Source organism: Paracoccus sp. BR5-17 (assembly GCF_055693925.1).
In genome coordinates, this window is sequence record NZ_JBVFUV010000003.1 from 1,228,172 (window position 1) to 1,254,698 (window position 26,527).

The window sequence follows — 26,527 nt, forward strand, 5'->3', positions numbered from 1 at the left end:
TGCGTGGATGGCACGCAAGGGACCAGATTTCGCCACCCCCGTCCGGCGCGTCCTGATCGCGCTGATGGCGCTTGTGCTGATCGCGCTGTTCCTGTTCTGGCGCATCGACAGCCCGCGCGCCGAAGCGATGCGCATCGCCATCATCGACCGGGTTGTTCCCTCGCTCGACTGGGCGGTGGCGCCGGTCACGCGGGTCGGCCAGATGATCGGCGGCTTCCAGTCCTATGCCCGGATCTACGAACAGAACCAGGAACTGCGCCGCGAATTGCAGGCGATGCAGGCCTGGAAGGAAGCCGCCGTCCAGCTGGAGCAGGAAAACTCGAAGCTGATGGCGCTGAACAAGGTCCGCATCGACCCGGCCCTGACCAGCGTCACCGGCATGGTGATGGTGGACAGCGGATCGGCCTTCCGCCAGTCGGTGCTGCTGAACGTGGGCACCGATGACGGCATCGTCGAGGGCTGGGCCACGATGGACGGGCTGGGGCTGGTGGGCCGCATCGCCGGCCTGGGCCGGCGGACCAGCCGCGTGGTGCTGCTGACCGATCCCTCGTCGCGCGTTCCGGTGACGATCCTGCCGTCGGGCGAACGGGCGCTGCTGACGGGCGACAACACCCAGCTGCCCTTCCTGGATTTCATCGAGACGCCGGACAACGTCCGCCCCGGCGACCGGGTGGTGACCTCGGGCGATGGCGGGGTGTTCCCGCCCGGCCTGCTGGCGGGGCAGGTCGTCCAGGGCAGCGACGGCCGGATGCGGCTGCGCCTTGCCGCCGACTATGGCCGGCTGGAGTTCCTGCGCGTGCTGCGGTCCCATCCCGCCGAAACCGTGGTGGACGCCGGCGCGGTCATCACCCCGGGCGAGCAGGGCTTCATCGGTCCGCGGATGCCCGCCTCGCGGGTCGAGGCCGCCGCCGCCTCTGCCGCGATGCCGGGGGCCGGCGAATGAGGCGCCCGGTCGTGATCGGCGCGGCGCTGTTCTGCGCGGCGGTGGCGGTGCTGCTGTTCCTGCGGCTTCTGCCCCTGTCGGCGGGAACGGCGCGCCTGCCCGGTCCCGATCTGGCGCTGTGCCTGGTTCTGGCCTGGGTGCTGCGCCGCCCCGACCAGCTTGCCGCGCCGGTGATCGCCCTGGCCTTCGCGGTCCAGGACATCGTCCTCTTCCAGCCGCTCGGCCTCTGGGCGGTGATCGTCCTGGCCGCGACCGAGGCCCTGCGCCTGCGCGAGGGCCGTTGGCGCGATCAGCCGTTCGTGGTTGAATGGCTGCGGGTTTCCCTTCTGATCGGGATGATGATGCTGGGCTACCGGATCCTGCAGGTGCTGTTCATGCTGCCGGTTCCGGCCCTGGGCCAGGTCATCCTGCACTTCATCGCCACTGTCGCGGCCTATCCCGCCGTGGTCCTGGCCGCGCGCCTAGTCTTCGGGCTGCGCCGCGTCACCCCGGTCGAGGCCGAGCAGTTGAGGTTTGCCTGATGACCAAGCCGGTCAATCCCGCCGAAGCCGCCGGCCGCAGCATCACGCGGCGGGGCCTGATGCTGGCCGGGATCCAGCTGGGCGTGGTCACGACCCTGGCGCTGAAGCTGCGCTCGATGCAGGTCGAACAGGCCGAGCAGTACCGGATGCTGGCCGACGGCAACTCCATCAAGATCCGCCTGCTGGTGCCCGCGCGCGGGCTGATCCACGACCGTAACGGCATCGTGATCGCCGGAAACGAGCAGAACTACCGCGTCACCCTGACGCGCGAGGACGCGGGCGGCGACGTCGAGCCCGTGCTGCGCCGCCTGGCCCGGCTGATCCCCATCAGCGACGACCGCATGGCCGAGCTTCTGGACGAGTTCTCGCGCCGCAGCGCCGTGACGCCCATCGTGCTGGCCGACCGGCTGAGCTGGGAACAGTTCAGCTCCATCGCCGTCAATGCTCCGTCGCTGGCGGGCGTCACGCCCGAGGCGGGCCTGTCGCGGGTCTATCCCCGCGGCGGCGACATGGCGCATGTGCTGGGCTATGTGGGGCCGGTGTCCGACTACGACCTGTCCAAGATCGAGAACCCCGACCCCGTGCTGATGCTGCCCGAGTTCCAGTTGGGCAAGGTCGGCTTCGAGGCCCGGATGGAGGAGCATCTGCGCGGCAAGGCCGGTCAGCGCCGCGTCGAGGTGAACAGCGCCGGCCGCGAGATGCGCCAGTTGTCGCGTCAGGAGGGCGAGCAGGGCGCCACCATCCAGATGACCCTGGACGCGCGGCTGCAGAACTATGCTGCGCAGCGCATGGGCAGCGAAAGCGCCGCCGCGGTGGCCATCGACGTGCAGACCGGCGACATCCTGACCATCTGCTCGTCGCCCAGCTTCGATCCCAACAAGTTCGTGCGCGGCATATCCTCGGCGGACTACAGGGCGCTGATGGACCACGACCACCGCCCGCTGGCCGACAAGACGGTGCAGGGGGTCTATCCGCCCGGATCGACCTTCAAGATGGTCACGCTGCTGGCGGGGCTGGAATCGGGGGTCATCGACGCCGGCTCGCGCTTCTACTGCCCGGGCTACACCACGGCCGGCGGCCGCCGCTTCCACTGCTGGAGGAAAGGCGGCCACGGCACCGTCGATGCCGTGACCAGCCTCTCGCACAGCTGCGACGTCTATTACTATGAGCTGGCGCAGAAGGTCGGCATCGACCGCATCGCCGCGATGGCCCGCAGGCTGGGACTGGGGCAGCGCCACGACCTGCCAATGTCGGCGGTGGCGGAAGGCATCGCCCCCGACCGCGCCTGGAAGCAGGCCCGCTATGGCCAGTCATGGCAGGTGGGCGACAGTCTCAACGCTTCGATCGGGCAGGGCTATGTGCTGGCCTCGCCGCTGCAACTGGCGGTGATGACCGCGCGCATCGCCACCGGGCGCGAGATCAGGCCGCGGCTGGTGCGCGCCATCGACGGGGTGGCGCAGCCGGTCCCGGACTTTCCCGACCTGGGGCTGAACCCCGACTTCCTGAAGGTGGCCCGGCTGGGCATGGACGAGGTGATGAACTCGGGCTCGGGCACCGCGCGGCGGTCGCGCATCGCGCGCGAGGACTGGCGCATGGCGGGCAAGACCGGCACGAGCCAGGTCCGCAACATCACCGCCGCCGAACGCGCGCGCGGCGTCGTGTCGAACGACCAGCTGCCCTGGAACCGGCGCGACCACGCGCTGTTCGTCTGCTACGCGCCCGTTCAGGCGCCGCGCTATGCCGTGTCGGTGGTGGTCGAACATGGCGGCGGCGGCTCGGCGGTGGCCGCGCCCATCGCGCGCGACATCATGCTGTTCGCCCTGGCCGGCGGGCTGCCGCCCCTGGACGCGGTGCCCGACGACCAGCGCGAGGCGATGGAGGAGCGCCACAACGCCATGCACCTGTTCACCCCCGAGCCGCCCCGGCTGACGCGGGCCTGATCCATGTCCTATCTTGACTACAAGGTCGCCCAGACGCCCACCGGCATCCGCAAGATCCTGCATCTGAACTGGCCGCTGGTGTTCCTGATCGCCGCCGTCGCCTCGATCGGCTTTCTGATGCTGGTCTCGGTCGCGGGGGGCAGGCTGGACACCTGGGCCGAACCGCAGATGTACCGCTTCGCCGCGGGCATGGTCATCATGATCGCCCTGGCCTTCGTGCCGATGTGGTTCTGGCGCGGCATTTCCGTGCCGGCCTATGTCTGCTGCTTCCTCTTGCTGATCGCGGTGGAACTGGTGGGCGAGATCGGCATGGGCGCGCAACGCTGGATCGACCTGGGCCCGATCCGGCTGCAGCCGTCGGAACTGATGAAGATCGCGCTGGTGCTGCTGCTGGCGGCCTATTACGACTGGCTGCCCGCGCGCCGCGTGTCGCGGCCGCTGTGGGTGCTGATCCCGGTGGTGCTGATCCTGGCGCCGACCGGGCTGGTGCTGATCCAGCCCGACTTGGGGACCTCGATCATGCTGGTGGCGGGTGGCGGCATCGTGATGTTCGCGGCGGGCGTGTCGCTGTGGTATTTCGCCGCCGTGATCGCGGCCGCGGTGGGGCTGGTCGCGGCCGTTCTGGAAAGCCGCGGCACCGACTGGCAGTTGCTGAAGGATTACCAGTTCCGCCGCATCGACACCTTCCTGGACCCGACCGCCGATCCCCTGGGCGCGGGCTACAACATCATCCAGAGCCAGATCGCCCTTGGCTCGGGCGGCTGGTCGGGGCGGGGCTTCATGCAGGGCACCCAGTCGCGGCTGAACTTCCTGCCCGAAAAGCACACCGACTTCATCTTTACCGTCCTGGCCGAGGAGTTCGGCTTCGTGGGCGCGATGTCGCTGCTGGCCCTCTATACGCTCATCATCGGCTTCTGCCTCTATTCGGCGCTGACCAACCGCGACCGGTTCGCCGCGCTCATCACCGTGGGCATCAGCGGCACGTTCTTTCTGTATTTCTCGATCAACATGGCCACGGTCATGGGGATGCTGCCCGCCAAGGGGTCGCCCCTGCCCCTGGTCAGCTATGGGGGAACCTCGCTGATGATCCTGATGCTGGGCTTCGGGCTGGTGCAATCGGCCCATGTCCACAGGCCGCGATGACGATGCGGGTGCTGTTTGCCGCCCGCGACGGCCTGTGGCCGGGCTGGGCGCCCGTCCTGACCGGTCTGGCGCCCGAAATCGACCTGGTCCGCGCCGATGAGGCCGCGGCGGATCCGGCGCGCATCGACGCGATCATCTACGCCCCTGGCGGGCCGGTCGAGGATCTGTCGCCCTTCGTCAACGCCCGACTGGTCCAGAGCCTCTGGGCCGGGGTCGAACGCATCGTGACCAACCCTACCCTGACCCAGCCCCTGGCGCGCATGGTCGATCCGGGCCTGACGCGCGGCATGGCGGAATACTGCACCGGCTGGGCCCTGCGGGCGCATCTGGGCATGGACGCCTATGCCCAGGACGGCCTGTGGCGCCACGACCTGACGCCGCCCCTGGCCTGCGACCGGCAGGTGACGATCCTGGGCATGGGGGAACTGGGCCGCAGCGCCGCCGCCATGCTGGCGGGCATCGGCTTCCGGCTGTTGGGCTTCAGCGCCTCGGGGCGGGCGGTTCCGGGCGTCCGCGTGTTCGGGCCGGAGGGGCTGGATTGCGCCCTGGCCGGGGCCGAGATCCTGATCTGCCTTCTGCCCGACACCCCGGGCACGCGCGGCCTTCTGGACGCCCGGCGCCTGTCGCTGCTGCCGCAGGGCGCCTGGCTGGTCAATGCCGGTCGCAGCACGCTGCTGGAGGAGGGGGATCTGCTGGCGGCGCTGGAGGCCGGCCATCTGGGCCATGCGGTGCTGGACGTCCTGCGCACCGAGCCGCTGCCCCCGGACCATCCCTTCTGGTCCCATCCCCGCGTCACCGTCACGCCGCATATCGCCGCCCAGACGCGTCCCGAAACCGCGGCCCCCGTCGTGGTCGAGAACCTCCGCCGCGCCCGGGATGGCCGTCCCCTGCTGCATCTTGTGGACCGCGAACGGGGCTACTAGGCCGGAAAAGCGCTTCCCCAACGTCACTTTCCCGAACGCCCTATTGCGGCCGGTTCGCAAGCGCCGCTATGTCGGGCAAGACCGGGTTGCTGGATGGCGCACAAACATGACGCATGGATCGCTGCGTCGCGTCCTGATGACAGGGACGCGAGATCTGCATGATCGCCTGGACCGGGCGATCGGTGCCTTCGACGGGGCGCCGGCCTATTGCGCCTTCCTGTCCGGCAGCTACCGGTTTCGCGCGGCTCTCGAGCCCCGGCTGACGGACCAGGGCTGGCAGGTGCAGCGCCTCTTGCCGCTGATCGAACGGGACATGCGCGACCTGGGCCAGCCACGGCCCCCGATCCCCGACGCGCCGCTGCTGGCGGGGCCGGCGGCGCAGGCGGCGGCGTGCTATGTCCTCGAGGGCTCGGCGCTGGGGGCGCGGCTGCTGGCGCGGCGGGCTGCGGCGCAGGGGTTCACGGCCGATCACGGCGCGCGCCATCTGGCGGCCCAGACCGCGGCGCCGGAACGCTGGCGGCGCTTCCTGGTCTGGCTGGAACAGGCCGAGGTGCCGGTGGCGCAGGCCCTGGACGGCGCCCGCGACGTCTTTGGGCTTGCACTCTGTGCATATGGCGTGAAAGCTGCGGCATGAACGACAACGCTGCCTTCGACGCCGCCCTGGTCGGCCAGGCGATCGACCTGACGAACTGCGATCGCGAACCGATCCACATCCCCGGCAGCATCCAGCCGCACGGCTGCCTGCTGGCCTGCGACAACCTGGCGCGGGATGTGCTGTATTGCTCTGAAAACGCCATCGGGATGCTGGGCCTGCCCGGGCACCCGCTGGGGCAGCGGCTGGCCGAGGTGATCGGCGAGGATCCCACCCACCGGCTGCTGAACGCCCTGGCCGTGTCGGGCCGCAGGCCGCTCCCCGCCCTGGTCTTCGGCATCGAGGTGAACGGCCGCCCCTTCGACGCCACCATCCACCGCTTTCACGGCCACACGATCATCGAGTTCGAACCGGCCTCGGACCGGGTGGGCACCATCATCAGCCTGTCGCGCACGGTGATCGAGCGGCTGCGCGCCACCGACGACATCGAGACGCTGATCGCGCAGGCGGCGCTGCTGGCCCAAGCGCAACTGGGCTATGACCGGGTGATGATCTACCAGCTGGGCGAGGACGGCGCCGGCAAGGTCGTGGCCGAAGCCAAGCTGGACGAACAGGAAAGCTTCCGCGGCCAGTATTTCCCCGCCGGCGACATTCCCCGGCAGGCCCGCGCGCTGTATCTGCGCAATCCGATCCGGGTGATCGGCGACGCGTCCTTCGTGCCGGTGCCGATCCTGACCCGGGACGCGGGCGCCGACCCGCTGGATCTGTCCTATGCCCATCTGCGCAGCGTCTCGCCCATCCATTGCGAATACCTGCGAAACATGGGGGTGGCTGCGTCCATGTCGGTGTCGATCATCATCGACGGCGCGCTGTGGGGGCTGATCGCCTGCCACCATTATTCGCCCCGCGTCCTGACGATGGCCGACCGGGCCGCCGCCGAGATGATGGGCGAGTTCTTCTCGATGCACCTCGACACCCTGTCGCGCAAGGAGACACGGGCGGCCGAACTGGCGGCCCGCCGCGCCCTGGACGATCTGATGGCCGGCGCCCGCAAGGACCAGGACGCAATCGACACCCTGCACGACCGTCTGCCCCAGCTGGCAAGCCTGATCCAGGCGGACGGCATCGCCATGTGGCTGGACGGCTGCTGGACTGCCCTGGGCATCGCCCCCGACCGGGCGCAGGCCGCGCCGATCCTGGCCTGGGCCGAGGGCCTTCCCGAGGGGCAGGTGTTCTGCACCGACAGCCTGCAGCACATCCTGCCCGCCGAACCGGGGCTGACCGACCGGATCGCCGGAGTGATGACCGTGCCCCTGTCGCGGCGCCCGCGCGACTTCCTGTTCTATTTCCGCAAGGAAGCGGTGCAGACGCTGGACTGGGCGGGCGATCCGAACAAGACCTACACCACCGGCCGGTTCGGCGACCGCCTGACGCCGCGCACGAGCTTCGCGATCTGGAAGGAAACCGTCCGCGGCCGCAGCCATCCGTGGTCCGAAGGCGACCGCCGCTTCGCCGAGGCGCTGCGCATCGCCGTGGTCGAGGTGCTGCTGTTCAACAACGAACTGCTGGCCGACGAACGCAGCCGCGCCGCCAACCGCCAGCGGGTGCTGAACCAGGAACTGAACCACCGGGTCAAGAACATCCTGGCGGTGATCCAGTCGCTTGTCAGCCGCAAGCCCAAGGATGACGAGACGCTGACCGACTATGCCAACGCCCTGCGCGGCCGAATCCAGGCCTTGGCCTATGCCCATGACCAGGTGATTCGCGACGATCAGGGCGGGCTGCTGCGCGATCTGCTGGAAGCCGAACTGGGGCCCTATTCGGGCGACGGCAAGCCGATCCGCCTGACCGGTCCCGATCTGGGCCTGGACGCGCGGGCCTTTTCGGTCATGGCGCTGATCTTTCACGAGATGGCGACCAATGCGGCCAAATACGGCGCGCTGTCGCGCCCGGGCGGCCATCTGTCGGTGGATTGGCGTCTGGACGACCAGGGGGATTGCCATATCCACTGGTCCGAAGACGGCCTGCAGGGCCTGAGGCCGCCGCAGCGGTCTGGCTTCGGGACGGCGCTGATCGAACAGTCGCTGCCCTTCGATCTCGGCGGGCAAAGCCGCGTCGAATACCGTCCGCAGGGCATCGCCGCGGCCTTTCTGCTGCCGGCCGATTTCGTCCGCCCCGCCGCCGAGGCCGGCGCCCCCGCGCCCGCCCCTGTGCCCGCCCCTGCGGCTTCGCGATCCCCAGTGCCCGCCAGCCCGCTGGCCGGCCGCCGTGTCCTTCTGGTCGAGGATCAGGCCCTGATCGCCATGGCGCTGGAAGCCGAACTGGCCGATCACGGCCTGCGCGTGATCGGGCCCGCGGCGACGGTGGCAGGGGCTCTGGCGCTGATCGACAGCGATCCGCCCGAACTGGCGGTTCTGGACGTGAACCTGGCCGACGAGGATTCGCTGCCCGTGGCCGAGGCGCTGCGCGCCCGGGCCATTCCCTTCGTCTTCGCGACCGGCTATGGGGCGTCCATGTCGCTGCCCGAGGGGTTTGCAGAGGCGCCGGTCGTCAGCAAGCCCTATCAGATCGCCGACATCATGCAGAAGCTGGCCGAGGCCGAGATGCGGGGCCGCTGACGCAAGCCGGCGCCGCGGTGCCGGAACGCGCAAGGTCTGGATCTCAAGGTCGGGCGGGCAAAAGATGACGGGGGCAGGGACGGTGTTCAGGCAGCGGGCGCAGACGGTTCTGATCGGCCTGGCGGGCGTCGGGCTGTTCTGGCTGCTGCACCTGCCCTTGCCCTTCCTGTTCGGGCCGATGACGGCCTCGCTGGTCGCGGCCCTGGCCGGGATGCGGATGGCCGGTCCGGGACCGATCGGCGTGGCGGCGCGGTCGGTGCTGGGCGTGGCGGTCGGCGCCTCGGTGACGCCCGCGCTTGTGGCGCAACTGCCCTCGATGCTGGCGTCGCTGTCGATCATCCCCGCCTACATCGCCGCCATCGGCCTGATCGGCGTGCCCTTCTTCCGGCGCTTCTGCGGCTTCGACCGGGTCACCGCCTTCTATGCCGCGATGCCGGGCGGGGCGGCCGACATGACCATCTTCGCCGCCGAGGCCGGGGCCAACATCCGCCAGGTCTCGCTGATCCATGTGACCCGGCTGCTGGTCATCATGATCCTGGGTCCGCTGCTTCTGGTCTGGTTCTACGGCGTCGAACTGACCCATCCGGTCGGCGAGCCCGCGGCGCGGATGCCCTGGAGCCAGCTTGCCGTGATGGTGGTGGCAGCGATAACGGGCTGGGCCCTGGCCGCCCGGATCGGCCTTTTCGGGGCAGCCATTCTGGGGCCTCTGATCGTGGCGGCGGCGCTGTCGCTGACAGGTGTCCTGCATATGCGCCCACCGCAAGAGGCGCTTCTGGCCGCGCAGTTCCTCATCGGCATCGGCGTGGGCAGCAATTATGCCGGGGTGACGCTGCGGGAACTGCGCGAAACGGTGGCGGGCGGGGTGGTCTTCGTGCTGATCCTGGCCGCGCTGGCGGGGGCCGTCACCGAATTCGTCACCCTGACCGGCCTGGCCCCCCCGGTCGAGGGGCTTCTGGCCTTCATGCCCGGCGGGCAGGCCGAGATGTCGATGCTGGCGCTGGTCGCCGGCGCCGACCTGGGCTTCGTGGTGACCCATCACATCGTCCGGGTGATCCTGGTCCTGACGGGCGGGCCGGTCCTGTTCGCGCTGATCCGGCGGCGCGGGCGCGGCTAGGGGGGCATCAGGCCAGCGTCCGGCGCATCGCCGCCACCAGATCGTGGAACCGGTCGCCCTGCACGATCACGTGGTCGTGCAGCGCCCGCGCCGCCCGGTCCCCGTCGCCGTCCCGGATCGCCGCGATGATCGCGTCGTGTTCGGCGAAGGACCGGGCCATGCGGTTCCTGACCTGCAACTGCATCCGGCGATAGGGCTGCAGCATCGCGTGCAGGCGCGCCGCTTCCTGGGTCAGGAAGGCGTTGTGGGTGGCGCGGTAGATGCAGTGGTGGAAGTCCGAATTGCGGGCGTAATAGGCCTCGACCTCGCCCGCCCCGGCCAGGCGGCGGCAGTCGTCGTGGACAGCTTGGAAGATGTCCAGTTCGGCATGGCTGATGCGGCGGGCGGCCAGGCGGCCGCAGCTGGCCTCGATCTCGGCCATGACCTCGAAACGCTCGGCCAGTTCCTCGGGGGACCACTGGGTGACGAAGGTGCCGCGCTTGGGCATGACCCGGACCAGACCCGAGGCCTCGAGCTGCTGGAGCGCCTCGCGCACGGGGGTGCGCGAACAGGCGAACTCGCGCTCGATCGCCTCGGGGTCCAGGCGGGTGCCGGGCAGGTAGCGGCCGCGGACGATCGCATCCTCAAGCGCGCGGCGGATGCGCAAGGTGTTCGGAACGCTGGTCAATTCTTCCCCTCTGTTGCGGCCAGCATAGCCGAACCCGGCGGAAAAATCCAACAGCGACCGCGTTATATACATCAGAAGCGAAACCGGGTATGACACCCGCGGGAGGAGGATCCGTGCGGAGGCGGATCCCCGATGCCGTTCATGCAAGGGGAGAGCCGCATGACACCACATCTCGTTTCCATCTATGCGCTGGCCGCGATGTTCGTGATCGCCACCATCTGGCCCATCAACATGGGCGTGCTGGCCTTCGTCGGCGCCTTCCTGGTCGGGACGCTGCTGGCGGGGCAGACGACCGGCGACATCATCGGAGGCTTTCCCGGCGGGCTGTTCCTGACGCTGGTGGGCATCACCTGGCTGTTCGCCCTGGCGCAGAACAACGGCACCATCGACTGGCTGGTGCGCATGGCGGTGCGCGCGGTCAAGGGGCGCATCGCGGCGATCCCCTGGATCATGTTCGCCATCTCGGCCCTGCTGACGGCGGTGGGCGCGGTCAGCCCCGGCGCGGTCGCCATCGTCGCCCCGATCGCCCTGGGCTTTGCCTTCCGCTACCACATCAGCCCGCTGCTGATGGGCCTGATGGTGGTCCACGGCGCGCAGGCCGGGGGCTTCTCGCCCATCAGCATCTATGGCGGCATCACCAACGGCGTGGTCGAGCAGGCGGGACTGCCGTTGTCGGCGATGACCACATTCGCCGCCAGCTTCGTCGTCAACGCGACGGTGGCCGGCATCCTGTTCCTGCTGCTGGGCGGGCGCAGCCTGATGTCGGCGCGGCTGGGCGCGGTCGAACCCGTCAGCGTCCCCCATGTGGACATCGCCCGCGCCGCCACCGGCCCGCAGATCTTCGGCGACAGCGAGGCGCAGGCCCTGACCAGGCGCGTCAGCCAGGAAGGCGGCGGCGATTCGAACCGCCTCGTGGCCGAGGTCGAGGAAGGCCGCGAAGGCGACGGCACGCCCTATCAGATCTTCACGCTGGTGGGGCTTGTGCTGCTGGCGGTGCTGGTGCTGGCCTTCAACCTGGACATCGGCTTCGTCGCCCTGACCATCGGCCTGGCCCTGGCGCTGTGGAACCCGACCCTGCAGAAGCGCGCGATGGCGCAGGTCGCCTGGCCGGAAATCATGCTGATCACCGGCGTCAGCACCTATGTCGCGGTGCTGCAGGAGATGGGCACGATCGACTTCGTCGGCGATTCGGTGGCGGGCATGGCCTCGCCGCTGCTGGCGGCCCTGATGCTGTTCTTCATCGGCGCGGTGGTATCGGCCTTCGCGTCCTCGACGGCGGTGCTGGGCTCGCTGATCCCGCTGGCCGTGCCTTTCCTGCAGGGCGAAAACGGCGTCGGCGCGATCGGCTTCATCGCCGGGATGGCGGTCGCCTCGACCATCGTGGATGTCAGCCCCTTCTCGACCAACGGCGCCCTGGTGCTGGCCAACGCGCACGGGATCGACCGCCAGGCCTTCTTCCGCAAGCTGCTGAACTACGGGGCCATCGTGACCATCGTCGCGCCCGTGGTGCTGTGGCTGATCTTCGTCGTGCTGCCGGGTTGACCCCGGCGCCGTCCCACCCCCACCAGGAGAGTGCCGTGAGCCGGACCGCGCAGACCCCCAGGCAGACCCGCTTCGGCGACCTGTTCGACATGCTCTCGGACCGGGGCCGCGCCCTGCTGCGCTGGCGCGATCCGGCGGGGCGGGTCACCGCGCCGCCCGGCCTGGCCGAGATGGGCGAACTGCTGCTGTCGCGCCGGGGCGAGGCCTCGGGCGTCGCCCTGGCGCGCGCCCTGGTCGCCGCCTTCGAAGAGGCCGACGAGGCGCGGCGGCTGGAGTTTCTTCAGACCCTGGCCGACCGCTTCGGCCCCGACCCCGATGCCGTGGCCCGCGCGCTCGAGGCCGTGCGGCGCGACCCCGGCTCGGTCGAGGCGGTCGAGGCGCTGCATGTCGCGGCCGAGCCGCGCCGCCAGGAGCTGTTCCGCCGCCTGAACCTGGCCCCCGGCGGCACCGCGGCCCTGGTGCGGATGCGCGAGGAACTGCTGCGCCACCTGAAGGCCAACCCGGCGCTGCGGCGCGTGGACAGCGATTTCGCGCATCTTTTCGCCTCGTGGTTCAACCGCGGGTTCCTGGTGCTGCGCCATATCGACTGGAATACGCCCGCCGCGATCCTGGAAAAGATCATCCGCTACGAGGCGGTCCACGCCATCCGGAACTGGGACGACCTGAGGGGCCGCCTGCAGCCGACCGACCGGCGCTGCTATGGCTTCTTCCACCCGCAGCTGGTCGACGAACCGCTGATCTTCGTCGAGGTCGCCCTGACCCGGGACATCCCCGACACCGTGGCGCCGCTGCTGGATCTGGGCCGCCAGCCGATCGAGGCCGCCGAGGCCACGACGGCGGTCTTCTATTCGATCTCGAACACGCAGAAGGGGCTGGCCGGGGTCTCCTTCGGCCATTTCCTCATCAAGCAGGTGGTCGAGGAACTGCGATCCGAACTGCCCGACATCCAGACCTTCGTCACCCTGTCCCCGGTGCCGGGCTTCGCCGCCTGGCTGGCCCGCGCGCGGGCGGCGGGCGATCTGCTGCCCGCCGACCTTCTGGCCGCGCTGGCGCCCCTGGACCAGCCCGGCTGGCACCTGAACCGCGACGCGGCCCAGGCCCTGCGCGACCCGCTGCTGGCGGCGGCCGCCGTCTATTTCCTGCGCGCCCGCGACGCCAGGGGCCGGGCGGTCGATCCCGTCGCCCGTTTCCACCTGGGCAACGGCGCCTGTCTTGAACGGCTGGACTTCCTGGGCGATGTCTCGGCCAATGGACTGAAGCAATCGCACGGGCTGATGGTGAACTATCTCTATGATCCCGGCCGGATCGAGGCCAACCACGAGGCCTTCGCCGAACGCACCGAGATCGCCGCATCCGAGGCGGTCCGCCGCCACCTGCCCGCGCCAACCACCACGAAAGACAAGCCATGACCGCCAATCTGTTCGACATCCTGAAGGGCCGCATCACCGATCCTGCCGCGGTCGCGGTCGAGACGCTTGCGGGCGAACGCATCAGCTATGGCGATCTGGTCGCGCGCACGGGCCGGATGGCCAATGCCCTTGCCTCGATGGGCGTGGCGCCGGGGGACCGGGTGGCGGCGCAGGTGGAAAAGTCGGTCGAGGCGATCATCCTCTATCTGGCGACGGTCAGGGCAGGGGCGGTGTTCCTGCCGCTGAACACCGGCTACACGCCCGCCGAGATCGACTATTTCATCGGCGACGCCACGCCCGCTTTGCTGGTCTGCGACCCGGCCCGGGCCGGCGCGCTTGCCGATGCCGCGGGCCGGGCGGGCGCGCGGATCGCCACGCTGGACGCCGAGGGGCGCGGCAGCCTGGCCGATGCCGCCGCAACGCAGGGCGCCGATTTCGCCACCGTGGCGCGCGAGGCGGACGATCTGGCGGCGCTGCTCTACACCTCGGGGACGACGGGCCGGTCCAAGGGGGCGATGCTGACCCACCGCAACCTGGTCTCGAACACCGATGTCCTGCGCGAGGCGTGGCGTTACCGCGCCGACGACGTGCTGATCCATGCGCTGCCGATCTTTCACACGCATGGCCTGTTCGTGGCCACCAACGTGACGCTGTTCTCGGGCGCCTCGATGATCTTCCTGCCGAAGTTCGACCCCGACCGGATCCTGGGCCTGATGAGCCGGGCGACCGTGCTGATGGGGGTGCCGACCTTCTATGTCCGGCTGCTGCAGGACGACCGGCTGGACCGCGCCGCCGCCGCGCAGATGCGCCTGTTCGTGTCCGGTTCGGCACCACTTCTGGCGGAGACCCACCGCGAATGGCAGGCCCGCACCGGCCACGCGATCCTGGAACGATACGGCATGACCGAAACCAACATGAACAGCTCCAACCCCTATGACGGCGACCGCGTGGCCGGCACCGTGGGGATGCCGCTGCCGGGGGTCGAGATCATCGTGACGGATCCCGAAACCGGCGCGGAGCTGCCCCGCGGGCAGGTCGGCATGATCGAGGTGCGCGGCCCCAACGTCTTCAAGGGCTACTGGCGGATGCCCGAAAAGACCGCCGCCGAACTGCGGGCGAACGGCTTCTTCATCACCGGCGACCTGGGCAAGTTTGACGACCGGGGCTATCTGCACATCGTCGGGCGGGGCAAGGACCTCATCATCACCGGCGGCTACAACGTCTATCCCAAGGAGGTCGAGACCGAGATCGACGCCCTTCCCGGCGTGGTCGAATCCGCCGTGATCGGCGTCCCGCACCCCGACCTGGGCGAGGGGGTGACGGCTGTGGTGGTGCCGCAGGCACCCGATGCCACGACCGAACCCGAGGTGCTGGGCGCCTTGGAGGGGCGCTTGGCCCGGTTCAAGCAGCCCAAGCGCGTGCTGTTCGTGACGGAATTGCCACGCAACAGCATGGGCAAGGTCCAGAAGAACCTGCTGCGCGACCAGTACGCCGACCTGTATCGGCGCTAGCGCGCGGTTCTTTCGCAGGGGTCAGGGGGTGCGGGCCAGAAGCGCGCGCAGCTGCGACGGGAACAGCTGCAGGATCAGCGTCTCGGTCACGGCCCTGCCCTGGTGATCGACATAGGCGCGCAGGTCGATGGGCGCGTCGCCCGTGCCGGCAGGGGCCAGGTCGAACAGCGCGCGCCAGTAATCGGTGCCCACCACCGGATGGACGGCGGTGTTCGACACCCGCGCCTGGGCGGTGGTGACCCTGACAGACAGCCCGTCGTCGCGCGACAGGCCGACCAGGTTCGGCCCCGCGAAGTCGCAGACCACCTTGACCACCCCCTTGGGGCGCGGCTGGCCCGGCACGCCGCCGGCGCCCAGCCGGGTCGCTGTGAAGCGGGCGACGGGGCCGGGGGCAGGATTGTCGCGCACCCAGTCCAGCCGATAGGCAAGGTCGTATTGCTGGCCGCGCGCGGCGGGCCGGGCGGGTTGCCAGAAGGCCACGATGTTGTCGTGGATCTCGTCGTCGGTGCGCAGTTCGGTCAGGACCACGGCGCCCTCGCCCCAGTCGCCCTGCGGCGTGACCCAGGCGCTGGCGCGCCTGTCGTAGAACACCCCGTCGTCCTGGTATTGCGCGAAGTCGCGTTCCCGCTGCATCAGCCCGAAGCCCTTCACGGACGGCGCGGCGAAGCTGTTGACCATCGTTGCGGGCGGGTTGTTCAGCGGCCGCCAGATGCGTTCGCCATTGGCCGCCAGGATCTCCAGACCGTCCGAATCATGCACCTCGGGCCGCCAGTCGGGCGAGACATGGGGGGTGTTCTTGCCGAACCAGAACATCGAGGTCAGCGGCGCGATCCCCAGCCGGTCCACCGCGTCGCGCAGAAAGACCGTGGCGGTGATGTCCTGGCTGACGCCGTCGCCGCGCCGCGACGCGATCCGATAGGCGCCGGTCGCGCGCGGGCTGTCCAGCAAGGCATAGGTGGTCAGATCGCCGTTGTCGGCCGGTTCCAGCCAGAACTGCGTGAACATCGGGAACTCCTCGGGGCCGTGCGGGATCGCGGTGTCGATCGCCAGCCCGCGCGCCGACAGCCCGAACTGCCCGCTATAGCCCGAGGTGCGCCAGTAGGACGCGCCCAGGAAGGCCATCCAGTCCACCTGCGTCTGCGCGTCCTGCACGCGAAACCCCGCGAATCCCTGGGTGCGGGTCAGTTGCCGGGCCGGGTTGTCCGGCGGGATGTCGAACAGATCCAGCGAGAACGGCAGTTCGGTCGCGATGCCGCCGGCGACGGCATGGATGCGCACGGGGTTGCGGAAATAGCGCCCGGGAAAGAAGCCCTGCACCGTGGACCGCCTGCCCTGGTTGCGCCACAGGCTGCGCTCGGGGCGGAACCGGATCCGGTTGTGGTGGTCGTAATCCACCCGGTCCAGGATCTCGGGCTGGGCGATGCGGGGCGGCTGATGCGGACGGGCGGCCATGTGGCGGGCCAGTTCGCGCAGCCAGCCGAACGAGAAGGTCTGCCCCTCGCCCTGCGCCGCGGCAGAGGCGGCGGCCTGGGCCCGGGCAAGTCGGGGCAGCAGGAAGAAGCCGCCGCTTCCCAGAGCGGCCTGCAACAGAAGTCGGCGGCTGAACGGATCGCTGGGCATGAGATTCGGGCGGGGTGGGTTCGCCGGCATCAAATGTTAACTTCCGCTTGGATTGCAAGGGCGGGCGCGGGGCTCGGCAATCGCTTGCCGGCGGAACGCCGGCAGCAGGCAGCCTGCCCGGTCACCGGGCGATGCGCCGGCCCTGGTGATGGCGGGGGACGGCAGCTTGGCCCCCTTTGTTCTGGCGACCGGCCTTGGCAGGGCGGCAGGCCCGTGCCAAGACTGGCGGCATGGTGTCGGTCTTTCGCATGATCTGCTGTTGCCTGTGCCTGGCCGGCCCCGCCTGGGCCGAAACCCTGCGCATTGCCACTTGGGATCCCGGCCTGACTCGGGCCGGCCCCGGCCTTCTGCTGCGCGACATCCGCAAGCAGGACCCCCAGGTTCTGGCCGCGGCGCAGGTGATCGCGGCGGCGGCGCCCGACGTCATCCTGCTGACCGGGATCGACTGGGACCACGACGGGCTGGCGCTGCAAGCCTTCGCGGCGCTGCTGGCCGAACGGGGCCATCCGCTGCCCCATGCCTTCGCGGGCCGACCCAACAGCGGCCTGCAGACCGGACTGGATCTGGACGGTGACGGCCGCGCCGGGGGGCCGGGGACGCGCAGGGCTTCGGGCAGTTCACTGGCCAGAACGCGATGGCGGTGCTGTCGCGCCTGCCCCTGGGGCCCGTCGCCGATCACAGCGGCGCGCTGTGGCGCGATCTGCCGGGCACGCTGGCGCCCCCGGGCACGGACCCGGGTCAGCGGCTGTCCTCGACCGCGCATTGGGACGTGCCGGTGACGACCCCGGCGGGGCCGCTGCATCTGCTGGCCTGGTCGGCAACGCCTCCGGTCTTTGACGGCCGCGAGGACCGCAACGGCCGCCGCAACCACGACGAGGCCGCCTTCTGGCTGCACCACCTGCCCGATGCGCCCTTCGTCCTGCTGGGCAATCCGAACCTGGATTTGGCCGACGGCGACGGCCGGCCGCAGGCGTTGGCCGCGCTGCTGGAGCAGGCGCAGGATCCGCAGCCGCGGGGCGATTTCCAGCCCGACCAGGCCGGCGCCAATGCCGCGCAAAGGGGCGATCCGGCCCTGGATACGGCGGTCTATGACCCTGCGGGCCCGGGCAACCTGCGCGTCGATTACGTCCTGCCCGCCAAGGGTCTGAAGGTCATCGCAAGCGGCGTCCTCTGGCCTGCGCCGGACGATCCACTGGCCGCTGCGGTCGAGGCTGCGTCGAACCACCGGCTTGTCTGGGTGGACATCGACCTGCAACCCGCCGCGCCGCGGCGCGCGGGCGACTAGGGCCTCGGCCGCGGCGGGTTCAGGGCCCCGCGTGAGCCGCCCTATCCCGGTGTTAGCGATCGCCGCAGGCCTGCGCGCCGCTTCCGGCCTGCGTCGGGCGGCATCCCGGGGCGGGGGCCAAAAGGATCCAGATCGACCGGCGCGGCGGCTTTCCGCGCGCGCCTGCGTCGCCCGCGTCGGTGACCCCCCGCCCGGATCCTGGCCGGGCTCAGAACCGCGGCGCCTTTTCATCCGCCCGGCTCTGGGCAGCGAGGGTCAGCAGCACCTCGGCACGGCCGAACTCGCGGACCGCGTCGCGGCGGGCGGCCTCGAAACGGGGCTGCATCCTCGCCACCTCGGCTTCGGCCTGGTGCAGGTCGCGGGCGCTGCGCCCGGCCTGGGCGTTGGCGATCCGCGCCTCGGGGACCGTCAGGGGCGCGTCGCTGCGATAGCTTTGGTCAAGCGCGGTGCGCATGGCGGCGGCCTGGGTCTGGGCCTGCTTCATGTGCAGGTTGAAGGCCGCGAAGCGTTTGAGTTCGCGTTCCGCCTTGAGCCGCGCGATGCGTTCCAGTTGCGCCAGCCTGTCGCTTTGCCGGGTCATCGTCCCCTCACCACCCGGCCCGCGCCTTTTCGCGCATCTTCTCGGCAAAGCGGATCGCGGCGGCGACGGCGGCGAACTGCTCGCGGCGGATTTCCTGGCCGACCTCGACGGTGGCATGGATCGCCCGGGCGCAGGGGGTCGGAATAGATCGGCACCCGGTTCTCTCTGGCCCGCTCGCGGATCCGGGCGGCGACCTCGTCGGTGCCCTTGGCCAGGCACAGGGGCGCCCGCCCGCTGCCGCGCTTCCATTCCAGGGCGACGGCATAATGGGTGGGGTTTACGATCACCACATCGGCCTTGGCGACATCGGCCAGCATCTGCTTGGTGGCGATCTCGACGGCCCGCTGGCGGCGGACGGCCTTGAAATGCGGATCCCCCTCTGAATCCTTGTATTCGTCCTCCATCTCTTTGCGGGTCATGCGGTTCTTGCGGCGGTGGTCGAAGCGCTGCCAGCCCAGATCCAGCCCCGCGATCAGCACCGAGACCGCCAGCGCCAGCCCCAGCACGCGGCCCAGCATCACCCCCAGATCGGCGATCCACCTGTCCCCGGCCAGCGGGCTTGCCAGCAGGTGGCCCAGCAGGCTGCGGAACAGGAACCAGCCGCCCGCGCAGACCAGGCCCGCCTTGGCCAGCGAGATGCCGAAGGTGACCAGCCCGGACTTGCCGAACTTCTGCGCCGCGGTCTTGACGGGGTTGATGCGGTTCAGGTCGAAGGCCAGCTTCTGGGGCGCGAAGACCAGCCCGCGCCCGGCGATCAGCGCCACCAGGATCACTAGGCTTGGCACCGCGGCAAGCCCCAGCACCGCCCAGCCCGCGTACTGGCCAAGCGCCGCGGCGATCGCCCCGGTCGAACCGGGCGCCCATCCCTCCGAGCCGAGCGCGCGGGTCGCCATCGCCAGCCAGGCCTTGACGGCGAAGCCCGCGCCGACCGCGAAGGCCAGCCAGACGCCCAGATACATCGCCGCGACGTTCAGTTCGGCCGACCGCGGGATGTCGCCCTTTTCGCGGGCGCGGCGCAGCTTCTGGTCCGATGCCTCGAAGGGCTTGTCGTCGTTCTCCTCGCTCATGGGGTCGTCCTCAGCATGAAGCTCAGGACCGCGTCGGCCCAGAGCGCGACCAGCACCGGCGCCAGCAGCGCCAGGGCGCCCAGCGCCAGCAGGATCGCGGCGGGCGAGCCGATGAAGACCACCGGCAGGGCGGGCATCACCCGGTTGATCACCCCAGACAGGGCCTGGAACATGAAGCCGCCCAGCGTGAAGGGCGCGGCCAGAAGCATGGCGATCCAGAAGCTGCGGGCGACAAGGCGGATCGTCTCGGTGGCGATGCCGTCGATCTCGGGCCAGCCGCCCGGCGGCCAGATCGCCAGGCTGTCGGCCATCAGGTGGACCAGCATCACCGGCAGGCCCATCGCCATCAGCACGGCGATTCCCGCCAGGTGGATCATGTTGCCGATGGGGTGGGGCGCGGCCTCGTTCTGGCCCCCGACCAGTTGCGACAGCGAGGCCGTGGCCGCGATCACAGATGTGGCGACGTCCAGCGACAGGGCCAGCAGGCGCAGGCCCATCCCGGCGGCAAGGCCGATCAGCATCTCTGCCGCGGCCTGGCCGATGGTCGCCAGGATGTCGCCAGGCGGGGCGGCCTGTGGGGCAAGCCCGGCCAGCATCGGCGTGACCGCCATGGCCGCGGCGACGCGGACCCGCACCGGAAGGACGCGCTCCCCCAGACCCGGCAGCACCAGGACAAGGGCCTGGACCCGCAGATAGACCAGAACCCAGGTCCAGCCGAAGCCTGGCAGAAACTGGCCCAGCAGATCCGCCATCAGCCGACCTCGATCGTGCCGACCAGCCGCAGGTCGGCGCCGGGGTCGATTTCCTCGAGGCCCAGGACCGGCAGGGCGATGCCGTTCGATCCCAGGACCGCGCGCAGCATCCGGCGGCGGTGGTCGGGCGCGACCAGCACGGTCTGCAGGGCGGGCTCGACCGTGGCCAAGGTCCGGCGCGCGGCCTCCAGCAGCTTGCGCGACAGGGCAGGCGTCATCGCCCCGCCGCCCGCCCGGCCGGTTTCGCTGTCGGCGCGCACGAACTCGGCCTCCCAGGCCGGGTGCAGCTGCAGCGCCGAGATCCCCCCGAGGGGTCGCTGTACTGCTGGGTGATCTGGCCGCGCAGGCGCTTGCGCACCAGTTCGTAGACGGTCTCGATCGAGATCGATGCCGCGGAACTCGGCCATCGCATCGACGATCAGCGGCAGGTTGCGGATCGAAACCCTCTCGTCCAGAAGCGCCCGCAGCACCGCCAGAAGCGCCTCGGGCGACACCTTGTCGGGGATCATGCCGTCGAAATAGCGCCGGTTGCGTTCCGCGCGTCCGGTGTCGGACAGCGACTTCAGCTCCTCGATCTGGCGCTGCATCGCGCCCAGCGTCAGCAGCGAGGACAGGTTCGCCTTCACCACCTCCATCAGGTGCGTGGACAGGACCTCCATCGGGGTCACCACGGTTGCGCCCCGCGTGGCCGCGTCTTCCTGGCTGTCGCGGCCGATCCACCGCGCCGGGCTGAGATAGACCGGCTCGCGCACCGCATCGCCCCCAAGCCCCTGCAGGACGTGGTCGGGGCCCAGTGCGAGGATCGCGCCGGGCCGCAGGCTGCCGCGGCCGCGCACGACGCCGTGGATGCGAATCTGGTAGTCGCCGGGATGCAGCTCGTCCGTGTCGGTGATGCGCACGTCGGGCAGGATCAGGCCATAGGCGCGGGCGATGTGGATGCGCAGGTTGGTGATCCGGCTGCCCAGCCCGCGGGCCTGGTCCAGCGCGATCAGCACCAGGTCGGTGCCGATCTCGACGCTGATCTCGTCGGTGTCGAGGACGTCGCCGATGCGGGCCGCAGGCCGGGGGCCGCAGCCTCGGCCGGCAGGTCGGGCAGGGCGGCCGCGGCGTCCTGAGCCCTGCGGTGCAGCCGCCAGGCGCCAAGGACCAGGGCCGCGGCGAGCGCCAGAAACAGCATCCGCGGCATCCCCGGCACGAAGGCCATCAGCACCATGGCCGCCGCGACCACGATGGCGGGCTGCCACGTGCGGATCAGCTGGCTTGACAGCAGCCGGGTCGTCGTATCGGTCGCGCCCCCCGCGACAGCAGCAGCGCCGCCGCCATCGAAGTGATGACTGCGGGGATCTGGCCCACCAGGCCGTCGCCGACGGTCAGGTGCGAATAGGTGGCCATCGCCTCGCCCACGGGCATGCCGTGCGAGACGATGCCGATGCCCAGGCCGACCAGCAGGTTGATCAGGGTGATGACGATACCCGCCACCGCGTCGCCCTTGACGAATTTCGAGGCACCGTCCAGCGAGCCGAAGAAGTTTATCTCCTGCTGGTCGCGCTGGCGGCGGGCCTTGGCCTCCTGGTGGTCGATGGCGCCGGCGTTCAGGTCGGCGTCGATGGCCAGCTGCTTGCCCGGCAGCGAATCCAGGGCAAAGCGCGCGGCGACCTCGGCCATGCGCCCCGAGCCCTTGGTGATGACCACGAAGTTCACGATCGAGATCACCGCGAAGACCGTCAGCCCGACCATCAGCGATCCGCCCGCGACGAAGCTGGCGAAGCCGTTGATGATATGGCCGGCCGCATCCGTGCCGGTGTGGCCCTGGGTCAGGATCAGCCGGGTCGAGGAGACGTTCAGCGACAGCCGGATCACCAGCGTCATCAGCAGCAGCATCGGGAAGGCCTGGAAGTCGGTCGGCCGGTCCACCAGCGAGGCCATGACCAGGATCAGCACCGCCGCCGCGATAGACAGCGCGAAGCCGAAATCCAGGACCGCGGGCGGCAGCGGGATCACCATCGAGATGACGATCAGCACCAGCCCGCCCGTGACCAGAACCGAGGCGTCGATCTGCCGCCGGGGTTTCGCGCGGATCGCGGCAGTCATTCGGTGTCCTTTTCCGGCGTGGCGGGGACCGGCCCCAGGATGTCCGACAGCGGCCAGGCCTCGGCGGTCAGCAGGCCCGCGCGGCGCAGGAAGACCAGCGCCTGCAACCGCGCGTCGGGCGGCATCGCCAGAAGGCGGAGGCGATAGTCGGGGGAAGCGGCTCGCCCTCCAGAAGCCAGCGGGTCGCCTCGTCGGCCAGGGCGGCCGCATCGGGCAGAAGCGGGCCCTCGGCGGCGGCCGCGCCCGCCAGGCCCAGGACCGTCACCAGCGCGCCGATCATCATGCGGCCTTCTTCAGGTCGCGCAGCGCGGCCTCCAGCGTATCGAAGCTGGGGCGGACATGGTCGGGCACCGTCTGGCGCCCGACCTCGACGCAGAGGTTCGTGGCGTGCTGGTGCAGGCCCGCGATCAGCACCGACTTGATGACGTCGAAGAAGGCCAGATCCTGCTTGATGACGCCGCCGAGCCGGGCGGCCAGGGGCGCCACGAAGCCATAGGCCAGGAACACGCCCAGGAAGGTGCCGACCAGCGCGCCCCCAATCATGCCGCCCAGGACCGCGGGCGGCTGGTCGATCGCGCTCATGGTCTTGATGACGCCCAGGACCGCGGCGACGATTCCCAGCGCGGGCAGGGCGTCGGCCATGCTTTGCAGGGCGTGGGGAACATGCATCGAATCCTCGCGCAGGCCGGCCAGGCGGCGCGCCAGCATTTCCTCGACCTGGTAGGGGTCGTCGTAATTGAGGCTGGCCGAGCGCAGCGTGTCGGCGATCAGCGAGACGACCTCGTGATCGGCCAGTAGGCGCGGATAGGCGGCGAAGATCGGCGATTCCGTCGGGTTCTCGATGTGCTGTTCAAGGGCGACGGGGTTTTCGCGCGCGATCTTCAGCAGCTGGAACATCAGGCACAGCACGTCCTGGTGGTCGGCTTCCGTCCATTTCGTCCCCTTGAACGCCTGGAGGATCCCCTTGGGCGTGTGCTTCAGGGTGTGGCTGTCGTTGGACAGCAGATAGGATCCGATGGCCGCACCCCCGATCATCATCATCTCGAAGGGCAGCGAATGGGTGATGACCGCCATCTTTTCCCCCGCCAGGATGTAGCCGCCAAAGACCATCGCGAAGGTGACGACGATGCCAACGATGCCGAACATGGGATTCTCCTAGTCGTTCTGAAGGCTGCGCGCGCCCATCTGGGCGGTCAGCAGGGCGGCCTGGCGAGGCTCGACCGAGGCGATGATGCGGGCGCCGTTCTCGGGCTGGACGCGCATCAGGATTTCGGCGGCGAAGTCGGGAGGCAGGTTGGACAGCACCGCCGCAGCCTCGGCGGGCTTCATCTGGTCATAGACCGCCACCAGCCGGTCGATATCCTCGCGCACCGCCTGCGAAGCGTCGCCGCGGCTGGTCTGGATTCGCGATTTCTGCTGGCGCAGTTCGGTCGCGCGGGCCTTCAGGGCCGCCTCGGCGGTGGCGATCTCGGCCTCGCGGCGGTCAAGCGCCTCCATGTAGCGCTCGATCCTCAGGGCGCGGTCGCGCAGTTCGGTGGCAAGCGCCACGGCCTCGGGGACATCGGTGCAGCCTTGCAGAAGGTCCCCGAACTGGCCGAGGCCGCGAACAGCCGCGACAGATCCTGCGCCTGCCACAGCGCGGCGCCGGCGGGCAGGCCGAAGGCCAGGGTCAGCATCGTCAGGATCGACCTACGCATCGGCGTTGACCACGCGCTTGCGCAGCCGGCGCAGGGGAACCACCGGAGCGGGCGGATTGACCGGCGCCTGCGCCTGAGCCTGGGTGAGCTTCTGGCGCAGATCCCACAAGGCGCGTTCCTTGCGTGCCGCAGCGATCTCGGCCGACAGCGCCTGGCCCGCCGCCGTGGCCTCGTCCTTGGCCTCGCGGATGGCGCGGTCCAGGCGGTCCACTTCCGAGGCCATGACGGCGATCGCGCCGCCAAGGCCGGTTTCCAGGTCGTTGAGCCGCCGCAGCCTGCGCGACAGGATCAGGCAGAAGCTGCCCAGGCCCAGCGATGCCACCAGCAGCGCGGCTTGAAAGACATGGTCCAGGGTCATCGTCATTTGAAGCGAAACTCCGTGATCAGCAGGTCCTTGACGGCGGTTTCGCCCAGGACATAGCGGGTGCGCGCGAGAAGCTCGGCCCGGATGATTTCAAGAACGCCGCGCTTGTCGTAGGCGGCGGGGTCGATGTCGGCCAGAAAGCCGGTGAAGGTATCCAGGATGCGCGGCATCATCTGGTCGATGGCGGTCTTGTGGACGGCGTCGGTCTCGAGGCTGGCGCCCAGGACCAGGCTGCGGCCTGCGCCGCCGGGGATGTTCAGCTCGATGACGGGCAGCGTGACGAAGACGACCGCGGGAAGGTCCGGCGCCTCCTCCCGGGGGGCCAGCAGGGCGGCGGGCGACCACAGCCCCAGATAAGTCGAGGCAAAGCCGCCCCCCGCCAGAAGCACCGCCGCCAGAAGCGGGATCAGCTTCTTCCTGCCGGATGCCTTGGGCGGATCGACAGCCCCGTTGGTGGCCGCATCGGTCATGGTGATTCTCCGTCGTGACAAGACGGATTTAGCACCGCGCGACTAACCAATTCTTAATGACGACCGTGGCATCAACAACGGGACAAAGGAACCTGACGCTGATTCGAAAGGGCCGGTTTTGCAAAAACTGCAGGACTACTGGACAGAGCGAAGCTCTCAGCAGAAAGCCGTCCTGGTGGCGGCGTTTCTGACCACATTTCTGGCCATCGCGGGCTTTGCCTGGGTGGCGAACCGGCCGTCGATGAGCCTGCTTTACGGCGGGCTGGATGCCGCGCAGGCGGGCGAGGTGGTGGCGGGGATCGAACGCGCCGGCGTGCCCTACGAGGTGCGGGGCGATTCGATCTGGGTCGATGCCGCCAGCCGCGACAGGCTGCGCATGGAGCTGGCCTCGCAGGGGCTGCCCGCCGCGGGCGGGGCGGGATACGAGCTGCTGGACGGCATGTCGGGCTTTGGCACCACATCGCAGATGTTCGACGCCGCCTACTGGCGCGCCAAGGAGGGCGAACTGGCCCGCACCATCCTGGCCCTGCCCAACGTCAAGACGGCGCGGGTCCATCTGGCGATCGACAGCGGGCGCGGATACCGCCGCGACGGGCAGGCCAGCGCCTCGGTGACCATCGGCACCAACGGCCAGGGCGTAAGCCGTGACCAGGCGGCGGCGCTGAAATACCTGATCTCGTCGGGGGTGCCGGGGATGACGCCGGACGCCGTCACGGTGATCGACACCCGCAACGGCATCATCGCCTCGGGCGAGGAGGAGCCCGGCGCCGACCGCGCGGCCGAGATGAAGCGCAACGTCGAGCGCATCCTGGAGCCCCATGTGGGCATCGGCAACGCCATCGTCGAACTGAACCTGGACGTGGTGACGGAAACCGAGATGCTGACCGAGCAGCGCTTCGATCCCGACAGCCGCGCGCTGATTTCCCAGGTGACCGAGGAAACCACCGACCAGAGCAACTCCACGGGAAGCGGCGCGGTCACCGCGGCCTCGAACCTGCCCGACGGCGAACAGGCCCAGGGCGACCGCTCCGAGGCGAACCGGCAGGAGACGCGCCAGCAGGCCAATTACGAAGTCACCCGCGTCACCCGCGAGGTGTCCCGCCAGCCGGGATCGACCCGTCGGCTGACGGTCGCGGTCCTGGTCAACGGCGTGCCGCAGGAAAACGCCCAGGGCGAGGTCCAGATGGTGCCGCGAAACCAGGGCGAACTGGATGTCCTGCGCGATCTGGTCGCCTCGGCCGTGGGCTACGACGAGGCGCGCGGCGACCAGATCACCGTCAGGTCCCTGCCCTTCGCGGGGCTGGGCGATGCCGGAACCGCCGCAGCGCCCGGCTGGATGGACCGCCTGGAACTGAACGGCCTGGCCCGGATCCTGCTGATCGGGATCTTCGCGCTGGCGGTGGTCTTGCTGGTGCTGCGCCCGGTCCTGAAGGGCCGCGCCCGTCCCGCTCTGGACGACAGCCGCCCGATGCTGGACGGGCCGGCCCTGACCGGCACCATCCTGCCCGAGGCCGAGGTTCTGCCCGATGCCGCGCAGCCCCAGCCCGCCGCGGCCCCCGGGCGACCGAACAGCTGGCGCTGCCGCCCGGCGACCCGGTGGCGCGGCTGCGCAGCATGATGAAGGAACGCCATGACGAAAGCGTCAAGATCCTGACCGGCTGGATCGACAACAAGGAGA

The 26,527-nt window shown here is 70.0% G+C and carries 26 protein-coding genes and 1 pseudogene; 13 read left to right on the plus strand and 14 right to left on the minus strand.

What is annotated here, in order from left to right; translation table 11 throughout:
- The first annotated feature begins 7 nt into the window (after positions 1-7).
- The 8 genes from mreC to ACZ1HC_RS07555 all read left to right on the plus strand — a co-directional run bounded on the left by mreC (position 8) and on the right by ACZ1HC_RS07555 (position 9,794).
- A complete protein-coding gene (gene mreC / locus ACZ1HC_RS07520) occupies positions 8-943 on the plus strand; it encodes a rod shape-determining protein MreC (RefSeq protein WP_472699425.1) in 936 nt (311 codons plus the stop codon).
- Complete coding sequence (locus ACZ1HC_RS07525) at positions 940-1,464, plus strand: rod shape-determining protein MreD (RefSeq protein ID WP_472699426.1); 525 nt, start codon at positions 940-942, stop codon at positions 1,462-1,464. The genes mreC and ACZ1HC_RS07525 overlap by 4 nt, the downstream gene beginning before the upstream one ends.
- Positions 1,464-3,404, plus strand: a complete 1,941-nt coding sequence (gene mrdA / locus ACZ1HC_RS07530) for a penicillin-binding protein 2 (RefSeq protein ID WP_472699427.1) — start codon at positions 1,464-1,466, stop codon at positions 3,402-3,404. Before ACZ1HC_RS07525 ends, mrdA begins: the two co-directional genes overlap by 1 nt.
- A gap of 3 nt (positions 3,405-3,407) precedes the next feature.
- Positions 3,408-4,547: a rod shape-determining protein RodA gene (gene rodA, locus ACZ1HC_RS07535; RefSeq protein WP_472699428.1), complete on the plus strand. Its 1,140-nt coding sequence runs from the start codon at positions 3,408-3,410 to the stop codon at positions 4,545-4,547.
- Complete coding sequence (locus tag ACZ1HC_RS07540; RefSeq protein ID WP_472699429.1) at positions 4,544-5,470, plus strand: 2-hydroxyacid dehydrogenase; 927 nt, start codon at positions 4,544-4,546, stop codon at positions 5,468-5,470. The genes rodA and ACZ1HC_RS07540 overlap by 4 nt, the downstream gene beginning before the upstream one ends.
- A 106-nt stretch (positions 5,471-5,576) precedes the next feature.
- Positions 5,577-6,104, plus strand: coding sequence for a biliverdin-producing heme oxygenase (locus tag ACZ1HC_RS07545; RefSeq protein WP_472699430.1), 528 nt, complete (start codon positions 5,577-5,579; stop codon positions 6,102-6,104).
- Positions 6,101-8,680, plus strand: a complete 2,580-nt coding sequence (locus tag ACZ1HC_RS07550; protein ID WP_472699431.1) for an HWE histidine kinase domain-containing protein — start codon at positions 6,101-6,103, stop codon at positions 8,678-8,680. Before ACZ1HC_RS07545 ends, ACZ1HC_RS07550 begins: the two co-directional genes overlap by 4 nt.
- Before the next feature lie 64 nt (positions 8,681-8,744).
- Entirely contained in the window at positions 8,745-9,794 is a 1,050-nt protein-coding gene (locus ACZ1HC_RS07555; RefSeq protein WP_472699432.1) for an AbrB family transcriptional regulator, read from the plus strand.
- Between the two features lie 7 nt (positions 9,795-9,801).
- Here ACZ1HC_RS07555 and ACZ1HC_RS07560 read toward each other — a convergent pair whose 3' ends face one another.
- Positions 9,802-10,461 carry a GntR family transcriptional regulator gene (locus ACZ1HC_RS07560; protein WP_472699433.1) on the minus strand — a complete coding sequence of 220 codons (660 nt, stop codon included), beginning with the start codon at positions 10,459-10,461 and terminating at the stop codon, positions 9,802-9,804.
- 159 nt (positions 10,462-10,620) lie between these two features.
- Here ACZ1HC_RS07560 and ACZ1HC_RS07565 point away from each other — a divergent pair, with 159 nt between their 5' ends.
- The 3 genes from ACZ1HC_RS07565 (at position 10,621) to ACZ1HC_RS07575 (ending at position 14,923) form a co-directional block, all read left to right on the plus strand.
- Positions 10,621-12,003 (plus strand): SLC13 family permease, encoded by a 1,383-nt coding sequence (locus tag ACZ1HC_RS07565; protein ID WP_472699434.1) that lies wholly within the window; start codon positions 10,621-10,623, stop codon positions 12,001-12,003.
- An 89-nt stretch (positions 12,004-12,092) separates the two neighbouring features.
- The gene (locus ACZ1HC_RS07570) at positions 12,093-13,412 is read left to right on the plus strand and encodes a malonyl-CoA decarboxylase (RefSeq protein WP_472700806.1); all 1,320 of its coding nucleotides are present in this window, start codon (positions 12,093-12,095) and stop codon (positions 13,410-13,412) included.
- On the plus strand, positions 13,409-14,923 hold the full coding sequence (locus ACZ1HC_RS07575) for a malonate--CoA ligase (protein WP_472699435.1): 1,515 nt from the start codon (positions 13,409-13,411) through the stop codon (positions 14,921-14,923). Before ACZ1HC_RS07570 ends, ACZ1HC_RS07575 begins: the two co-directional genes overlap by 4 nt.
- A 21-nt stretch (positions 14,924-14,944) precedes the next feature.
- Here ACZ1HC_RS07575 and ACZ1HC_RS07580 read toward each other — a convergent pair whose 3' ends face one another.
- Positions 14,945-16,543 carry an OpgD/OpgG family glucan biosynthesis protein gene (locus tag ACZ1HC_RS07580; protein ID WP_472699436.1) on the minus strand — a complete coding sequence of 533 codons (1,599 nt, stop codon included), beginning with the start codon at positions 16,541-16,543 and terminating at the stop codon, positions 14,945-14,947.
- A gap of 248 nt (positions 16,544-16,791) precedes the next feature.
- Between ACZ1HC_RS07580 and ACZ1HC_RS07585 the strand changes: the two are divergent.
- Positions 16,792-17,828, plus strand: a pseudogene (locus ACZ1HC_RS07585) (endonuclease/exonuclease/phosphatase family protein).
- A 208-nt stretch (positions 17,829-18,036) separates the two neighbouring features.
- Here the strand turns inward: ACZ1HC_RS07585 and ACZ1HC_RS07590 are convergent.
- The 12 genes from ACZ1HC_RS07590 to ACZ1HC_RS07645 all read right to left on the minus strand — a co-directional run bounded on the left by ACZ1HC_RS07590 (position 18,037) and on the right by ACZ1HC_RS07645 (position 24,849).
- Entirely contained in the window at positions 18,037-18,408 is a 372-nt protein-coding gene (locus ACZ1HC_RS07590) for a hypothetical protein (protein ID WP_472699437.1), read from the minus strand.
- Entirely contained in the window at positions 18,405-19,475 is a 1,071-nt protein-coding gene (gene flhB / locus ACZ1HC_RS07595; RefSeq protein ID WP_472699438.1) for a flagellar type III secretion system protein FlhB, read from the minus strand. The genes ACZ1HC_RS07590 and flhB overlap by 4 nt, the downstream gene beginning before the upstream one ends.
- Positions 19,472-20,227 (minus strand): flagellar biosynthetic protein FliR, encoded by a 756-nt coding sequence (locus ACZ1HC_RS07600; protein WP_472699439.1) that lies wholly within the window; start codon positions 20,225-20,227, stop codon positions 19,472-19,474. The genes flhB and ACZ1HC_RS07600 overlap by 4 nt, the downstream gene beginning before the upstream one ends.
- Positions 20,227-21,222, minus strand: a complete 996-nt coding sequence (locus ACZ1HC_RS07605) for an FHIPEP family type III secretion protein (RefSeq protein ID WP_472699440.1) — start codon at positions 21,220-21,222, stop codon at positions 20,227-20,229. The genes ACZ1HC_RS07600 and ACZ1HC_RS07605 overlap by 1 nt, the downstream gene beginning before the upstream one ends.
- Entirely contained in the window at positions 21,216-21,455 is a 240-nt protein-coding gene (locus ACZ1HC_RS07610; protein ID WP_472699441.1) for a hypothetical protein, read from the minus strand. The genes ACZ1HC_RS07605 and ACZ1HC_RS07610 overlap by 7 nt, the downstream gene beginning before the upstream one ends.
- A gap of 23 nt (positions 21,456-21,478) precedes the next feature.
- Positions 21,479-22,318: an FHIPEP family type III secretion protein gene (locus ACZ1HC_RS07615; protein ID WP_472699442.1), complete on the minus strand. Its 840-nt coding sequence runs from the start codon at positions 22,316-22,318 to the stop codon at positions 21,479-21,481.
- Complete coding sequence (locus ACZ1HC_RS07620; protein WP_472699443.1) at positions 22,315-22,443, minus strand: hypothetical protein; 129 nt, start codon at positions 22,441-22,443, stop codon at positions 22,315-22,317. Before ACZ1HC_RS07620 ends, ACZ1HC_RS07615 begins: the two co-directional genes overlap by 4 nt.
- Before the next feature lie 154 nt (positions 22,444-22,597).
- Entirely contained in the window at positions 22,598-23,464 is an 867-nt protein-coding gene (motA, locus tag ACZ1HC_RS07625) for a flagellar motor stator protein MotA (RefSeq protein WP_472699444.1), read from the minus strand.
- A 9-nt stretch (positions 23,465-23,473) separates the two neighbouring features.
- Complete coding sequence (locus ACZ1HC_RS07630; RefSeq protein WP_472699445.1) at positions 23,474-23,866, minus strand: MotE family protein; 393 nt, start codon at positions 23,864-23,866, stop codon at positions 23,474-23,476.
- Positions 23,830-24,015: a hypothetical protein gene (locus ACZ1HC_RS07635; protein ID WP_472699446.1), complete on the minus strand. Its 186-nt coding sequence runs from the start codon at positions 24,013-24,015 to the stop codon at positions 23,830-23,832. The genes ACZ1HC_RS07630 and ACZ1HC_RS07635 overlap by 37 nt, the downstream gene beginning before the upstream one ends.
- The gene (locus ACZ1HC_RS07640; protein WP_472699447.1) at positions 24,008-24,379 is read right to left on the minus strand and encodes a hypothetical protein; all 372 of its coding nucleotides are present in this window, start codon (positions 24,377-24,379) and stop codon (positions 24,008-24,010) included. The genes ACZ1HC_RS07635 and ACZ1HC_RS07640 overlap by 8 nt, the downstream gene beginning before the upstream one ends.
- A complete protein-coding gene (locus ACZ1HC_RS07645) occupies positions 24,376-24,849 on the minus strand; it encodes a flagellar basal body-associated FliL family protein (protein ID WP_472699448.1) in 474 nt (157 codons plus the stop codon). Before ACZ1HC_RS07645 ends, ACZ1HC_RS07640 begins: the two co-directional genes overlap by 4 nt.
- 118 nt (positions 24,850-24,967) lie before the next feature.
- Between ACZ1HC_RS07645 and fliF the strand changes: the two genes are divergently transcribed.
- Positions 24,968-26,467, plus strand: coding sequence for a flagellar basal-body MS-ring/collar protein FliF (gene fliF / locus ACZ1HC_RS07650; protein ID WP_472699449.1), 1,500 nt, complete (start codon positions 24,968-24,970; stop codon positions 26,465-26,467).
- Positions 26,468-26,527 lie beyond the last annotated feature (60 nt).